The organism is Marinobacter maroccanus (assembly GCF_002933275.1).
Lineage (GTDB): Bacteria > Pseudomonadota > Gammaproteobacteria > Pseudomonadales > Oleiphilaceae > Marinobacter > Marinobacter maroccanus.
In genome coordinates this window covers 43143-58437 of sequence record NZ_PSSX01000001.1, presented here as the reverse complement: position 1 = coordinate 58437, position 15295 = coordinate 43143, and the positions used below count along the sequence as shown (strand labels likewise).

At 58.4% G+C, this 15295-nt stretch carries 15 protein-coding genes; 10 read left to right on the top strand and 5 right to left on the bottom strand.

The genetic code is table 11. The features are described 5' to 3' along the window. Positions 1-68 precede the first annotated feature (68 nt). The 6 genes from KEHDKFFH_RS00275 to KEHDKFFH_RS00250 all read left to right on the top strand — a co-directional run bounded on the left by KEHDKFFH_RS00275 (position 69) and on the right by KEHDKFFH_RS00250 (position 5765). Positions 69-1130, top strand: coding sequence for a PA0069 family radical SAM protein (locus KEHDKFFH_RS00275; RefSeq protein WP_104320072.1), 1062 nt, complete (start codon positions 69-71; stop codon positions 1128-1130). A gap of 66 nt (positions 1131-1196) precedes the next feature. After that, positions 1197-2885, top strand: a complete 1689-nt coding sequence (locus tag KEHDKFFH_RS00270) for a L,D-transpeptidase family protein (protein WP_104320071.1) — start codon at positions 1197-1199, stop codon at positions 2883-2885. 32 nt (positions 2886-2917) lie between these two features. Next, positions 2918-3370 (top strand): hypothetical protein, encoded by a 453-nt coding sequence (locus KEHDKFFH_RS00265; RefSeq protein ID WP_104320070.1) that lies wholly within the window; start codon positions 2918-2920, stop codon positions 3368-3370. A gap of 7 nt (positions 3371-3377) precedes the next feature. Continuing rightward, positions 3378-3668 carry an Rdx family protein gene (locus KEHDKFFH_RS00260; RefSeq protein ID WP_104320069.1) on the top strand — a complete coding sequence of 97 codons (291 nt, stop codon included), beginning with the start codon at positions 3378-3380 and terminating at the stop codon, positions 3666-3668. 117 nt (positions 3669-3785) lie between these two features. Then, the gene (locus tag KEHDKFFH_RS00255) at positions 3786-4874 is read left to right on the top strand and encodes an NADH:flavin oxidoreductase (RefSeq protein WP_241956396.1); all 1089 of its coding nucleotides are present in this window, start codon (positions 3786-3788) and stop codon (positions 4872-4874) included. Between the two features lie 105 nt (positions 4875-4979). Continuing rightward, entirely contained in the window at positions 4980-5765 is a 786-nt protein-coding gene (locus tag KEHDKFFH_RS00250) for a ZIP family metal transporter (RefSeq protein WP_104320067.1), read from the top strand. On the opposite strand, the gene KEHDKFFH_RS00245 is transcribed toward KEHDKFFH_RS00250, so the two are convergent. After that, a complete protein-coding gene (locus KEHDKFFH_RS00245; protein ID WP_104320066.1) occupies positions 5752-6660 on the bottom strand; it encodes a LysR family transcriptional regulator in 909 nt (302 codons plus the stop codon). The two genes, KEHDKFFH_RS00250 and KEHDKFFH_RS00245, sit on opposite strands and share 14 nt — an antisense overlap. A 188-nt stretch (positions 6661-6848) precedes the next feature. On the opposite strand from KEHDKFFH_RS00245, the gene KEHDKFFH_RS00240 reads away from it, so the two are divergent. The 3 genes from KEHDKFFH_RS00240 (at position 6849) to KEHDKFFH_RS00230 (ending at position 10770) form a co-directional block, all read left to right on the top strand. Further along, positions 6849-8360, top strand: a complete 1512-nt coding sequence (locus KEHDKFFH_RS00240; protein ID WP_104320065.1) for a CoA-acylating methylmalonate-semialdehyde dehydrogenase — start codon at positions 6849-6851, stop codon at positions 8358-8360. Positions 8361-8388: 28 nt separating this feature from the next. Further along, positions 8389-10059, top strand: coding sequence for a GMC family oxidoreductase (locus KEHDKFFH_RS00235; protein ID WP_104320064.1), 1671 nt, complete (start codon positions 8389-8391; stop codon positions 10057-10059). A gap of 90 nt (positions 10060-10149) precedes the next feature. Then, complete coding sequence (locus KEHDKFFH_RS00230; protein WP_104320063.1) at positions 10150-10770, top strand: LysE family translocator; 621 nt, start codon at positions 10150-10152, stop codon at positions 10768-10770. Positions 10771-10775: 5 nt separating this feature from the next. Here KEHDKFFH_RS00230 and KEHDKFFH_RS00225 read toward each other — a convergent pair whose 3' ends face one another. Continuing rightward, on the bottom strand, positions 10776-11447 hold the full coding sequence (locus KEHDKFFH_RS00225; RefSeq protein WP_104320062.1) for an NAD(P)H-binding protein: 672 nt from the start codon (positions 11445-11447) through the stop codon (positions 10776-10778). Positions 11448-11579: 132 nt separating this feature from the next. On the opposite strand from KEHDKFFH_RS00225, the gene KEHDKFFH_RS00220 reads away from it, so the two are divergent. Further along, on the top strand, positions 11580-12182 hold the full coding sequence (locus KEHDKFFH_RS00220) for a cysteine hydrolase family protein (protein ID WP_104320061.1): 603 nt from the start codon (positions 11580-11582) through the stop codon (positions 12180-12182). A gap of 68 nt (positions 12183-12250) precedes the next feature. On the opposite strand, the gene KEHDKFFH_RS00215 is transcribed toward KEHDKFFH_RS00220, so the two are convergent. The 3 genes from KEHDKFFH_RS00215 to KEHDKFFH_RS00205 are packed head-to-tail and all read right to left on the bottom strand — an operon-like array spanning position 12251 to position 15197. Next, positions 12251-13777, bottom strand: a complete 1527-nt coding sequence (locus KEHDKFFH_RS00215; RefSeq protein WP_104320060.1) for a tripartite tricarboxylate transporter permease — start codon at positions 13775-13777, stop codon at positions 12251-12253. Next, positions 13777-14223: a tripartite tricarboxylate transporter TctB family protein gene (locus tag KEHDKFFH_RS00210; protein WP_104320059.1), complete on the bottom strand. Its 447-nt coding sequence runs from the start codon at positions 14221-14223 to the stop codon at positions 13777-13779. Before KEHDKFFH_RS00210 ends, KEHDKFFH_RS00215 begins: the two co-directional genes overlap by 1 nt. Beyond that, positions 14220-15197, bottom strand: coding sequence for a Bug family tripartite tricarboxylate transporter substrate binding protein (locus tag KEHDKFFH_RS00205; RefSeq protein WP_104320058.1), 978 nt, complete (start codon positions 15195-15197; stop codon positions 14220-14222). The genes KEHDKFFH_RS00210 and KEHDKFFH_RS00205 overlap by 4 nt, the downstream gene beginning before the upstream one ends. Positions 15198-15295 lie beyond the last annotated feature (98 nt).

The following is a 15295-nucleotide window of genomic DNA, read 5'->3' as shown; positions in this document are numbered from 1 at the left end:
GGTTGATGAGGGCAAACGGCAAGGGTACCATCGAATTACTGTTCATACATACAGTATATGGATATCCCATGAAAACTCGCGCCACCGCCCTGAATCCTCATAACCGTTTCCAGCCGATTGTCACTGACCGTGAAGTCGACCCTGACTGGTTTAACGATCCCGAAGACGACCTGAACCCCGACACCCTGGCCACTGAAGTCATTCTGGAAACCGCAAAATCCATCATCAGCCGCAATTCGTCACCAGATGTGCCTTTTGATCAGTCCATAAATCCGTATCGCGGCTGCGAGCATGCCTGCATTTACTGTTTTGCCCGCCCTACCCATGCCTATTGGGACATGTCGCCGGGCCTGGATTTCGAGACGCGACTAATCGCCAAACCCAACGCTGCAGTGCGGCTGCGAGAAGAACTGGACAAGCCCGGCTACCGGGTTTCGCCCATTGCCCTGGGCGTCAATACTGACGCCTACCAGCCCCTCGAACGGGACCAGAGAATTACTCGCCAGGTGCTGGAAGTTCTGGCCGAATATCGTCACCCGGTGTCGATCATTACCAAGGGTGCTCTCATTCTCAGGGACCTTGATCTTCTCGCCGACATGGCCTCTGATGGACTCTGCTCTGTGCGCATCAGCCTCACCAGTCTGAGCAACGATCTGAAACGGCGCATGGAGCCGAGGACAGCCGCTCCTGCCACTCGGCTCAAGATCATCAGGCAGCTCTCGAAGGCCGGCATTCCGACCGGCATTATTCTCGGGCCGGTAATCCCCTTCATCAACGATCACGAAATCGAGTCCATTCTGGAAGCCGCCGTAGAAGCGGGAGCCACCCGCGCCAGCTGGATTATGCTTCGTTTACCCTATGAACTGGACGAGTTGTTCCAGGACTGGTTGCACCGGCACTTTCCACAAAGGGCCGAGCATGTAATGAACCGGATGCGCGACCTGAGGGGCGGCAAGAGTTATGACGCCACCTTCGGCCGAAGAATGACGGGCACGGGCCCCTACTCGGACCTGATTCGCCAGCGCTTCACCAAGAAATCACGGCGCTTGGGACTCAACCTCCATGAAGAGGAACCATTGCGGAACGATCTTTTCCGGCGGCCAGGTGGGGAACAAATGCCGCTGTGGTAGCATCAAAGTATTGCCCCACCTACCACCGCAATTTAATGCCTCTCAGGGATGAGGTGGAGAACACCCATGCATGGAATCAGACGTTTTTACCTCGCCACAACATGTCTTGCCCTGTTTGCCGCCTTCTGGCAACCCGCCTGCCTGGCAGCCGATGAAGCCATTGTATCCAGGATTGAGGCCATGGAGGCCGGCTTCCCAGTGCAGGTGCTCGGAAGCAGGTTAATGGCCCACAAGGCACTGTCGGCCTTTTACGGGGCCAACGGATACCAGCCGGTATGGCAATCCGCTGAGCTTCGTCGGCAACTGATCGATTCGGTTGAACAAGCCAGCCATGACGGCCTGAACCCGGCTGACTATCACGCGGATATTCTCTCCGGGCTGGCACTCAGACCCATGAGCGATTTCTCTGAGGACCTAAGGGCCGATCTGGACCTGCTTTTCTCTGACGCTTTTCTAATGCTCAGCTCACACATGCTGGTCGGCAAGGTTAACCCACAGACGGTTCACGCCGAATGGACTGCCAATAGACGCCAGCAACAGATGGAATCCGTTCTGAGGGATGCGTTGGAGCGCTCGGATATTACCGGCACGCTGGATTTGTTGAGGCCCGCCGATCTTGCTTACCGAAAGTTGATGAATGCAAGGCAGGACCTTACCAGACTGCTGGGCCAGCCCTGGTTACCTCTGGCTTCGCGACCGACCATCCGCCCTGGCGACAGGGATGAGAGGCTGAGTGAAATCCGCCGCAGACTCTCTTTATTGGGAGAGCTCGCGCAGGAAGCGGCGATGGCCACAGATCCGCTTGACTACGATGCGGAGCTTGAAGCTACAGTCATGCGTTTCCAGGCCCGACATGGCCTTGAACCCGATGGCCTTATCGGGCGGGACACCGTGAGGGCCCTGAACCTGATGCCGGTGGAACGACTGCGCCAGATTGATGCGACTCTCGAACGCTGGCGTTGGCTGCCGGAATCCCTCGGCGACACCTATGTATTGGTCAATATCGCCGGTTTCGAGCTGAAGATGGTGGCAGATGGCGAAGAGGTGTTGCGACAGCGCGTTATCGTGGGCCAGCCCTTCCGACAAACCCCGGTGTTCAGTGATCGCATCCGGTACCTGGTGTTCAATCCCACCTGGACCGTACCCCGCACGGTGATGATCCAGGATCAGTTGCCCCAGATTGTGCGGGATCCGGATTACCTTTCGCGCCTCAACATCAGCGTTTACCGTGGCTGGGGCGCGGACCGGCAGAAGGTGGATCCGCTGGACGTTGACTGGTCATCACTGAACCGGAACAACTTCCCGTACCAGCTGGTGCAGGAGCCCGGCCCCCAGAATGCCCTGGGGCAGGTTAAGTTCATGTTTCCGAACCAGTACGATGTTTACCTGCACGATACGCCGGGTCGCGGCCTGTTTACCCGGGCCGAGCGATCATTCAGCTCTGGCTGCATCCGGGTTGAGCAACCTTTTGAACTTGCAGAGCAGCTTCTGGCGTCGGCACCTGACTGGTCCCGGGATAAGATTGACCAGTTGGTTTCCGGGGCAGAACCCCAGACTGTCGTGCTGCCCGAGCCAGTGCCCGTGCATATCCAGTACTGGACCTCCTGGGTGGATAACGAGGGGCGACTGCAGTTTCGCAATGACTTATACAATCGCGATGCCCGCCTGATCGATCAGCTACGGGGAAACGCAGACGGGGATACGCGCTACAATACTCCGGTAGCCGGCTCAGGCCCGGCACAGGACAAGCTCTGAAACAGGATACGCGCATCAGTTGAGGGGATATCATGAAACGGACCCTGCTCGTGGTTTTCGGGATACTGTTACTTCAGGGATGCCAGTCATTGCCCTCCGCCCAGGACGGGATTGAGGCAGACACTGTCTTCGTCAGCGCCAGCCATTGTCTCAACGAATATCTGGATGATCTCGAGAAGGTGCATTATGGCCCCTGTCTCAAGGTTATCGCGATCAACGGCGAGGAGCCGGATGCCAGAGAGGACGGATTTGTTGAGCTACCGGCAGCGACAGCACTGACCATCGGAGTGAGCTGCGTTTATCGCCACGCCGACGGCTCACCTATTCCGGCAACCATGGAAAACGCGGACTTTGCCGTAAACAAAAGCACGTTCGCAAAACCCGGCCAGCGCTGGTATCTCCATGCCCATAAACAGGCCCGTAGCGTTGTCGGCTGCAACCCTACCCTGTCTCGCTCGGTCTATCCCACCCATAAAACGGACTGATTCTGCCATGACCAACAAAGTAGATATCCACTACTGCACCGGTTGCCGCTGGCTTCTGCGCTCCGCCTGGATGGCGCAGGAGCTGCTGACAACATTCGAAGACGAAATCAGTGAACTGAGTCTGCACCCGGGTACTGGCGGCATTTTCGAAGTATGGGTTAATGACAAGCGCATCTGGTCCCGCAAAGAAGACGGCGGATTCCCGGAAATCACCAAACTCAAGCAGCTGGTTCGCGACCAGGTTTCGCCGGACCGCTCGCTCGGGCATTCAGACAAAAAGCCCGAGGCTTCAGAATAATCATTCAAAAATACTGACAGGCTGTGTCGATATTCTTCGCTTTAAGAGACTGCTTTGCGGCCCGATAGTAGGTGCCCAACAATTCACTGACATGTGAGGGTATCTATGAGCGACGTGATGCAAGCCATCCAATTCAAATCTATCGAGGTACCTAACCGGTTCGCCCTGGCCCCAATGACTCGTACCAGCGCAGAGCCCGACGGCACGCCCAACGGCCTGATGGCCGATCACTATGAAGGCTATGCCAAAGGCGGCTTCGGGCTGGTGATTACCGAGGGCACCTACACCGATGACAAAGCAAGTCAGGGCTACGCCAACCAGCCCGGCATCATCAACGAGGCCCAGATTGCCGGCTGGAAGACCATCGTCGACCGCGTCCACGCAGCAGGAAGCAAGATCCTGGTTCAGCTGATGCACGCGGGTGCCCAATTCCAGGCCAACCGCTATACCGATCAACCTCTGGGTCCGAGCGAGATAATCCCAAAAGGCGCTCCGCTTGGCTTCTATGGTGATCAGACAGAATGGAAAACCCCGAGGGCAATGACCGAGGCAGACATTCAGACGGTCATTGACGGTTTCGCCCAGTCCGCCATTAATGCAAAAGCCGCCGGTTTCGACGGCGTAGAGATTCACGGAGCCAATGGCTACCTGCTGAATCAGTTCCTGAGCACTTACTTTAACCGCCGGGAGGACGAATACGGCGGTCCGCTGGAAAACCGGCTACGCCTGGTGGCGGAAGTAGTCCGCGCGGTAAGGAACGCTGTCGGCGAGGACTTTACCGTCGGTATTCGTCTGTCTCAGGGCACAGTAACCGATCCGGACTTCCAACTGCCGGAAGGCGAATCCGGGTTCCGCCAGATCGTCGAGGCGGTACGCGATGCCGGTGCCGATTTTGTCCACACAACCGACGGTGACGTAAATCGCAAGCACTTCGTAAAAGGTGACCAGAGCCTTGCAGGCGTGGCTGCCAGCGTTACGGGTATCGGCCTGATCCTCAATGGCAACATTGACGAAACCAACTGCCAGGATGTCGCCAACCAGTTCCCCGGAGCCCTGCTTGCGGTGGGCAAGAAGGCCCTGGCAAATCCGGATTTCGTTCAGCGCCTGAAGGACGGCAAGGAAATAGCCGACATCGATTTTGCGATGCTGCAGCCAAAGGCCACGATCTCCAACGAGTTGGCCTGGCGCAGGCAAAACGCCGCCTGATTATCTTTCCCTCCCGAGAAAGGCAGCCTGAGGAACCCAACAGGGTTCCTCAGGCGTAGCTACTTCAAGCTGCTATGCTGACACCACAAGCCACCGGGAGACTGAATGACCTCTGACATAAGCATTGTCTGGCTGGGTACAATTGCCAGCTTGCTAGCAGGCCTTGCCAGCGGTGTGGGCGCTCTGGGCGTTTTTCTCGTTCGCACTCTCACCCATAAACTGCAGGATGGAATGCTGGCCTCAGCCGCTGGTGTGATGCTGGCGGCTTCATTTTTTTCATTATTGCTGCCAGGCCTGGAGTACGGCGAGGAGATTACCGGCGAAACCTGGACAGCCTCCCTGATCGTCATATTCGGCCTGCTCTCTGGTGCGGCGGCACTCTATTTTGTCCACCAGAAACTCCCACACCAGCATTTTGAGCTTGGCCGGGAGGGATCGGATGCCTCCTATATTCGCGGGATCTGGCTCTTCATAGTTGCCATCACACTCCACAACTTTCCAGAAGGTATGGCCGTTGGTGTCGGTTTTGCCGGCGGCGACGTGAATAACGGCTATGTATTGGCCACCGGAATCGGACTTCAGAACATCCCGGAAGGGTTGGCCGTGGCGTTTTCACTGCTTGCCATCAACTATTCCCGATTCAAAGCCTTCGGCATAGCCCTGATGACTGGCCTCGCCGAGCCACTGGGCGGCCTGTTCGGAGCCACCCTGGTGTGGCTGGCCGAGCCCCTAATGCCCTGGACCCTTGGCTTCGCAGCAGGCGCAATGCTGTTTATTATCAGCAACGAAATCATCCCGGAAACCCACCACCGGCAATGGAAAATCATGTCTACCTTCTGCCTGATGGGTGGTTTCGCCGTGATGATGTTCCTGGACGCTACGCTGGGCTAACAGCCCAGACGCCCGACAGGGCTTCCAGGGCTTCTGCAATCAGCGGCTCGTCCTGGCGGTCGCGGTTCCATATAAAGCTGAGTGCACAGGGCAGTTGCACTCCGTCGACAATTTCAAGACCGGTTTCCTGACGCTCTGCCATGGCCAGGGCATCCCTGGCCAGGCTGAGACCCACGCCGGCCCGAACCAGATCCAGCATGCACGCCTCCTGATCGACCTGGGCAACACCACGGGGCATCAAGCCCATTGGCTCCAGGGTTCCCTTCAGCAATCGATGGTGAACGGAATCTTCAGGGGTCACAATCCAGGGCATGGTCGCCAGATCAGACCACTGCGCAGATCGAATTCTCGGTCCCCAGCCTGCCGGAGCAACGACATAATAGTTGAACCGGGTCAGCTCACGATGAGTCACATTGGGTGCCAGCGCACCCGGACCAACGCCCGGCGGCGCCAGAAAGAAACCAACATCGAGCCGGCCATCCCGGACCTGCTCCAATACACTGCCGCTCATGCCCTGCCTCAGCTCGGTTTCCAGTTGCGGCGCCCGCTCGACCAGCCGGTGCAGAAACGCCCCCAGACGGATGAATTCCGGATCCACGATGGTGCCGATTCGCAAACGCCCCCGCAGCGTGCTGTGCATTGCCCGGGCACTCTGCTCAAAGGCGGCCACGGCTGCCAGCGCTTTCTCTGCCGACGGCAGCAGAGCCTGGCCATCCGGTGTCAGAACCAGCCCCTGGGGTTTGCGCAGAAACAGCTTCAGGCCTAATTCATCCTGTAATTGTTTGAGTTTCAGGCTGACGGCCGGCTGGGTCAGGTGGAGGCGAGTCGCAGCGCGGGACACACTTCCCTCACGCGCCACGGTAACGAATGCCCGAAGGCTCTGAAGGGGATGCATACAAGACCTCGTTTCCAGGGCAACAATATAAGTTTACCTTATATCGTGATTTTAAATTTCTCAATTGCTTTACCCCAGGGCCACCCCTAATCTAAATGGCCAGATATTAACCAACACCTATGTTTAGCCAGCAGAACCGAACATCCTGCCATTTTCCTTCGGCTAAACACGAAAAGACAGAGGCATCCATGACCGACGCGACCATTCATCATTATATCAATGGCCAAATATCATCAGGCACTGGCAGTCAGACTCAGGACGTGTTCAACCCAGCCACTGGCCAGGTAACCGGACAGGTTGCCCTGGCCAACCGCGACGATGTGAATGCCGCTGTTGCTGCCGCCGATGCGGCGTTCCCGGCCTGGGCCGACACGCCACCCATTCGTCGCGCCCGGGTAATGTTCAAGTTTCTGGAGCTGCTGAACACGCACAAGGATGACCTTGCCCGCGCCATTACCGCCGAACATGGCAAGGTCTTCACCGATGCCCAGGGCGAAGTTGCCCGCGGCATCGACATTGTCGAGTTTGCCTGTGGCATTCCCCAGTTGCTCAAAGGCGATTACACCGAGCAGGTGAGCACAGGTATCGACAACTGGACCACCCGACAGCCACTGGGCGTCGTCGCCGGCGTTACACCTTTCAACTTCCCTGCCATGGTGCCGATGTGGATGTTCCCAGTGGCCATCGCAGCGGGCAACACCTTTATACTGAAGCCCAGCCCACTGGACCCGAGCGCCTCCCTGATGATTGCCGATCTTCTAAAACAGGCCGGCCTGCCCGATGGCGTATTCAATGTGGTCCAGGGTGACAAGGACGCAGTGAACGCCCTGATCGAGCATCCGGATGTCCAGGCTCTGAGTTTTGTCGGCTCCACACCGATTGCCAACCTGCTTTACGAAAAGGGCGCAAAACACGGCAAGCGCATCCAGGCCCTTGGCGGCGCCAAGAACCACATGGTGGTAATGCCCGATGCCGATATGGACAAAGCCGTCGACGCCCTGATCGGCGCGGCTTATGGCAGCGCCGGCGAGCGCTGCATGGCCATCAGTGTGGCAGTACTGGTTGGGGATGTTGCGGACAAGATCATGCCCCGGCTGGCCGAGCGGGCCCGCACTCTCAAAGTGAAGAACGGCGAACAGCTGGATGCCGAGATGGGCCCGATTGTCACGGCTGCCGCACACCAGCGCATTACCGGCTACATTGACAAGGGTGTGGCCGAGGGCGCCGAGCTGGTCGTCGATGGCCGCGAGTTCGACGCCTCGAACACCGGCGAAGGCTGTGCCGATGGCTTCTGGATGGGCGGCTCACTGTTTGACCACGTCACGCCCGATATGACGATCTATCGTGAAGAAATCTTCGGTCCCGTTCTGGCCTGCGTTCGGGTGCCGGACATCGCCACCGCCATTCGCCTGATCAACGAGCACGAGTTCGGCAACGGTGTCAGCTGCTTCACCGAGAGTGGCAGCGTGGCCCGGGAGTTTGGCCGCAGAATCCAGGTCGGCATGGTCGGGATCAACGTACCCATTCCCGTACCTATGGCGTGGCACGGCTTTGGTGGCTGGAAGCGCTCCATGTTCGGCGACACCCATGCCTACGGCGAGGAAGGCGTGAAGTTCTACACGCGCCAGAAATCCATCATGCAGCGCTGGTCTGATTCCATTGATGCCGGTGCCGAGTTTGTCATGCCAACCGCCAAGTAATAACGGAACCAGCTGCGGAGAAAGCGCCATGTCCGACAACAAAAAAGCGACGGGACATCAGGAGTTCGACTACATCATCATCGGTGCCGGCACTGCCGGCTGCCTGCTCGCCAACCGCCTGAGCGTAAACCCCGGAAACCGGGTCCTGCTCATTGAGGCCGGCGGGAGGGATAACTATCACTGGATTCACATCCCGGTCGGCTATCTCTACTGCATCGACAATCCGCGAACAGACTGGCGCTTCCGCACCGAGCCGGACCCCGGCCTCAACGGCCGGTCACTGATCTACCCCAGGGGCAAGACCCTCGGAGGCTGCTCCAGCATCAACGGTATGCTCTACATTCGTGGCCAGGCCCGGGACTATGATCAGTGGGCCGAGATCACCGGCGAAAAAGCCTGGAACTGGGACAACTGCCTGCCCGATTTCATGCGTCACGAGGATCATTACCGCCTTGATGATGGCGGCGATGCCGATCCGGAGCACCACAAGTACCACGGCCACGGCGGCGAATGGCGCGTGGAACACCAGCGTCTGAAATGGAAAGTCCTCGAAGACTTCGCAACGGCCTGTGTTGAAGCGGGCATTCCGCGAACGCGGGATTTCAACCGCGGCGACAACGAGGGCGTGGATTACTTCGAGGTGAACCAGCGCTCCGGCTGGCGCTGGAACACCTCCAAAGCCTTTTTGCGGGCAGCAGAAAAACGCCCCAATCTGACGCTCTGGCACTCCACTCACGTACTCGGTCTGGAAACGGAAATCTCTGAAACCGGCCCCCGCTGCACGGGTGTGCGCGTTGAACGGCCCGGTGAAGGCGAAGTCACGGCAAGGGCAAAGCGGGAAGTCATCCTGTCCGCCGGTGCCATTGGCTCACCGCAACTGTTGCAGCTCTCCGGAATCGGTCCCGCCGATCTTCTGAAAGAGCACGGCATTGATGTGGTTGCCGATCTACCCGGTGTGGGCGAGAACCTTCAGGACCATCTGCAGATCCGCTCCGTGTACAAGGTGAAGGGTGTCACCACTCTCAATACCATGGCCAATTCGCTGATTGGCAAGGCCCGCATTGGTCTGGAGTACCTCCTCACACGCTCCGGCCCCATGAGCATGGCACCGTCACAGCTTTGCCTGTTCACCCGCAGCTCCGAGGAGTACAAACACGCCAACATTGAATACCACGTTCAACCCCTGAGCCTGGATGCCTTCGGCCAACCACTGCACAAGTTCCCGGCCATCACCGCCAGCGTCTGCAACCTGAACCCCACCAGCCGTGGCACGGTGCGTATCAGCAGTAACGATCCTAAACAGGCACCGGCCATCGTTCCCAATTACCTAAGCACGCCGGAAGACCGGAAAGTGGCCGCAGATTCATTGAGGGTGACCCGGCTTATAGCAAACCAGCCGGCGTTTCAGCAGTACCAACCGGAGGAATTCAAACCCGGTCTGGAGTACCAGACCGACGACGAACTGACCAAGCTGGCCGGGGATATTGGCACGACAATCTTTCATCCAGTGGGCACCACCCGCATGGGGCGTGCCGATGATGACCAGGCGGTGGTGGACCCGCACCTGAGGGTCCGGGGCGTTGCCGGACTGCGTGTGGTGGATGCCGGCGTGATGCCCACCATCACCAGCGGCAATACCAATTCCCCAACCCTGATGATTGCTGAAAAGGCCGCCCGCTGGATTCTGGCGGGTGATTGAGCATTGAACTGATTGCAGTTTCCAGGTTTTTGACAATGATCAGGCTGCTAGAATTGGCAGCCTGTTTCATTTGCAAAGGACGGATCCACCATGACGCTTGCCACCTGGTTGGCTGTTGTCACTATCTGTATTCTGGGCGCCATGTCACCCGGCCCGTCGCTGGCATTGGTGCTCAAGCAGACGCTTACCGGCGGTCGCCGCAACGGCGTGATCACCGCACTTGCCCATGGTATCGGGGTCGGCATCTATGCCTTCCTGAGCATCCTCGGGCTGGCCGCCATCATTACTGCTTCCCCGACGGCATTTTCAGTCCTGCAGTGGGGCGGCGCCCTCTACCTGGCCTGGTTGGGGGTGAAAGGACTGATGGCCAAGCGGCAGCCGGATGACGAAATGCCCGAGCCGCCCACCACCAAAAGTGCAGCCCGCGACGGTTTTCTGATTGCCTTCTTCAACCCGAAAATCGCCGTGTTCTTCCTCGCCCTGTTCAGCCAGGTGGTCGGCACTGAAACCAGCTTGCTGGCCAAATTCGGCTACGCCGCAACGGCTCTTGTCATTGATACCAGTTGGTACCTGATCGTTGCCTGGCTGTTCTCCAACCCGAAATGGCTGACCCTGCTCAGGCAGAAAGCCGTGTGGTTCGAGCGTATCTTTGGCGCCATTCTCGTCGGCCTGGCCGGCCGTCTGGTGGTCGGCATTCTGAACGGCAAATAACCGGCTCAGTCCGCGAGCTGAACAATCTCATCGTATTCGCGAGTCTGAACCACCCGCTCGGCGGCGCGTTCCGAGGCCAGACTGCAAGCCTCATTGACCATGGCACTGGCCACCGTTTGCGCCTCGATCCCGCGGTATTTATCCAGGGGACCGATCAGCAGACGGTTGACCAGTGGCATCGCTTTTATGCCCAGGGCCTCGGCGGTGCGCTGCTCTTTCCGGTCTCCCAGCAACAGACTGGGGTGATAGATGGACAGGTAGGGGTAGTCAAGATGTTTCAGGGCATCTTCAAGCTCGCCCTTGACCCGGTTATAGAAAATGGTCGACGAGGATGAGGAACCGATGGCAGACATCAGGATAAACGCCCGCACTCCATGGGAACGGCCCAGCTCACCCGCTTTCAGGGGGTAACCCAGATCCACCTTGCGAAACTGATCCTGTGAGCCGGCCTTTTTGATGGTGGTACCCAGGCAGCAGATAATCACATCGACATCAAACAGCTCGGCGTGATCCTCCAGCTGGTCGAAATCAACCTCATGCTGGGCCAGCTTGTCGTGCAGCGTCGGCAGTTTGTGCCTTACCAGCGCCACCACCTGAGACACCTCATCCCTGCCCAGCAAACCCTGTAGCACTTTGCCACCAGTAAGGCCGGTAGCGCCCAGTAACATTACCCTCATAGCAGTCCTTCCACCCGTTTAATCTGCGCCCATCCTACCAAAGACCCATCGGAACGGGTTTATTGTCGTATGTAACATCTGATCAAGCCATGTTGCACTGATTACTCGCCGACCAACAACAGGAGAACAACCATGACAACCGCCTCAACCACGCTCCGGGACCTCAAAGGCCTGAGCCACTCCCCTTCCCCGCTGTCGGATTCAGCCCTGATAATGATCGACTGCCAGAACACCTATCGGGAAGGCATTATGAAGCTCGAAGGGGTTGAGGATGCCCTGGAAGAAGGGAAAAAATTGCTGGAGAGGGCAAGAGCGCTGGGCGTTCCGATCTTCCACATCCGCCACGATGCCGGGCCGGGTTCCCCCTACGATATCAATGATCACCTCGGTGCCATAGCCGATATCGTGGCGCCGCGAGAGGGCGAGCCGGTGATCACCAAGAACTTCCCGAATTCCTTCGTACAGACCGATCTGGACGAACAGCTCAAGGCGAAAGGCGTAAAAAATATCATCCTGGCGGGCTTTATGACCCACATGTGCGTTAACTCGACCGCTCACGGCGGATTCAATCTGGGATACGCGCCCACGGTCGTCGCCAGCGCCACAGCCACACGGCCGTTGCAGGCTGCCAACGGGAAGGTACTGTCCGCGCAAGAAGTCCACGATGGTGCGTTGGCGTCCACGCGGGATCTTTATGCGGCTGTAGTGGATAGCGTGGCGGATTTGCCGGACTGATCCAGCATAAAAAAGCACCGGGACGAGCCCGGTGCAAAGATTGACTGCAGATCGTCAGGTGGGAGTTATCAATCGCTGACCGGGCTCTCTTTCATAGCGGCGTTCATTCGCCGACGCAAAAGGGGACCTATCAGATAGGGAAGAATCAGTCCCAGGCTGGCAACGATCCAGAGCCCCATGGCAAGCGGGCTAGCCCAGAGCACGCTCCAGTCGCCATCAGAAAGAACAAGGGCATGACCCAGGTTTTTCTCCATCTCCGGCCCCAAGAGCAGGCCCAGGATGATCGGCACCAGCGGTATATCCAGCTTGCGCAGGAAGTAGCCGGCGACGCCGAAAGCCACCATGAAGTACAGATCGAAAGTGCTGTGGCTGATTGAATAGATGCCAACAAACGCCACCATGGTAACGATGGGCAGCAGATACATCGGTGGCACCGACAGCAGCTTCACGAAGAAGCCCACCAGCGGAATGTTCAACACCAGCAGCAGAACGTTACCAATCAGCAGGGCGGCGATGACGCCCCAGACGATGTCCGCGTTCTGGGTAAACATCAGCGGTCCCGGCGTGATGTTCAAGGAGATCAGCATGGCAAGCAGAACCGCGGTGGTGCCGCTTCCGGGAACCCCAAGGGTCAGCATCGGCACCAGGGCACCGGAGGATGCACCGTTGTTGCCGGCTTCCGGAGCAACAACGCCCCGGATGTCGCCCTCACCAAACTTGCCTTTCTTGCCTACCACCTGCTTTTCGAGGGTATAGCTGATAAAGCTGCCCAATGAAGCACCGGCCCCCGGCAAAACGCCAGAGATGAAACCAAGCACACCACCACGCAGCTGTGTCGGTATCGTCATCACCAACTCTTTCATGGTCAGAGTCAGCTTGCCCACGTTCATCTTGTCACGGCCTCGGCCCATGCGGGATTCCACAAAGAACAGCAGTTCGGAGATGGCGAACAGCCCGACTATGGCCAGGATGAAATCGATACCCTCATACAACTCAAGAACTCCGAAGGTATAGCGCTGGGTGCCGGTCGAGATATCGATGCCAACAGTGGAGATCATGATCCCCAATGTCGCGGCGACGACGGTCTTCATGGGGTTCTTGCCGGTGATTCCGCCGAGCGTGGCAAACGCCAGCAGGAAAAGGGCAAAGTACTCGGCCGGCCCGAAGGTAAGGGCAAACTTCGCCAGCACCGGGGCCAGCATGATCAGACCAATGGTGCCAATCAGACCGCCGGCGAAGGATGCGATCGCCGAGACTGCCAGTGCATCCGCTGCCCGCCCCTTCTGGGCCATGGGGTAGCCGTCCAGGCATGTCATCATTGCCGGTTCGTCACCAGGGATGTTCAGCAGAATCGATGAAATCCGGCCACCGTACATGGCACCAGCGTAGACAGCTGTCAGCAGGATCATCGCTGTTTCAGGAGGCAAACCAAGGGTAAAGGCCAAGGGAATAAGAATGGCGACACCATTGGCAGGCCCCAGACCGGGCAGACACCCGATCAACGTGCCCACGAAAGCGCCGAACAGAGCAAACATCAGGTTATACGGAGTCAGGGCCACCGCAAAACCGTCCATCAAGAAGCCTAGGGTTTCCATCAGAGCACCTCCAGCAGGCCGGCCGGAAGACTCAGAGACAGGCCATAGTTAAACAGCACGAAGACCACGACGGCGCTCAACAGGCCGGTGAGAAACGCCAGCCTTGGCGCTGCACCCATGCGCCAACTGAGTGTACCCACAGCCAGGGTAGTGGCGATGACAAAGCCGAGAGGTTCCAGCAGCAACGTGTAGACCACAAGAACCACCAGCGAGATCACAAGCTCAAAGGCTGATTTGCCGACCGGCCACTGGGCGTCCGGATCCGGTTTGATCATCAGGTAGAGACTGCCTGCCACCAGGACGACTGCCAGCATCGTAGGAAAGGTTTCCGGACCCACGGTCTCGGCGCCACCAAACGGCTCGGGCCACTGTTGGGCTGCCCAGCCATAGGCAACGGCGAGGACCAGAAGGCCCAGGCCGAGAATGCGATCACCGAGGCTGGTCATTTCAGTAACCCGATTTCGCGTGAAAGGTTTTCGATGTCCTGCACCTGGTTGCGCACGAACTCATCGAACTGGCTTGCCGGCGGATGAAACGGGATCAGGCCGTTGCTCTTCATGACCTTCTTCCACTCGTCACTGGCGTACAGCGTATCGACGGCCTCCACCCAGTAGGATTTGGCTTCTTCACTGGCACCTTTGGGCATGTAGAAGCCACGCCAATTCGGGCCAACCGCATCAATACCCTGCTCCTTTGCGGTTGGGAGGTGGCTGAACTTGCCCGGCAAACGCTCCTCGGCAAGCACCGCGACGACTCTCAGGTCACCAGATTCGAGAAAGCCGGTGGCTTCGGAAATATCTCCGGTGAACGCATCTACCTGCCCACCAACAACCTGGCTCATGGCTTCACCACCATTGTTGTAGGAAAGGTAGGGAATGGAGGGGAGCTTGTCGGCGCCGGCCGCCTTGGCCGCAATCAGCACCTTGAGGTGGTCCCAGCCGCCACGGGCGCTGCCACCGGCGAACTTCACGGATTTCGGGTTGGCTTTCAAGGCGGCCATCAACTCGCTGAGGTTCTGGTACTCGGAATCCTTGCCAACGGCGATGATGCCGTAATCGGCACCCAGGGCCCCGACCCAGGTAACCATATCCGCGTTCATGCCCGGGAACTGCTTTTGAGCCAGGCGGGTTGTGGTTGCCGTCGAAGCGGCCACCAGCAGCTTGTTGTCCTCCGCCCGCTTGCTCACGGTGTGGGCATAGGCCACGCCACCGCCGGCGCCGGCCATGTTGACGGTCTGCACGCTACCATCAACCAGTCCGAGGTCCTGCAGGACATTGCCAACGCTGCGACAGGTAAAATCCCAACCGCCGCCGGGGTCAGCCGGGGCAAGACATTCCACTTTTCCGGAGGGCTGCCAGGCCATGGCAGACATGGAGACGGCCGCGGCCGCCACAAAGGACAGGGTTCGTTTGATAATCATAGTTGTCACCTCATCAACTTGTTTTTGTGATCACTCCTGAGGCAGGACCGTGTTGGCCGGGTCCCTGGCTATGGCAGGCCAGAGGAGTGATTGCAGGC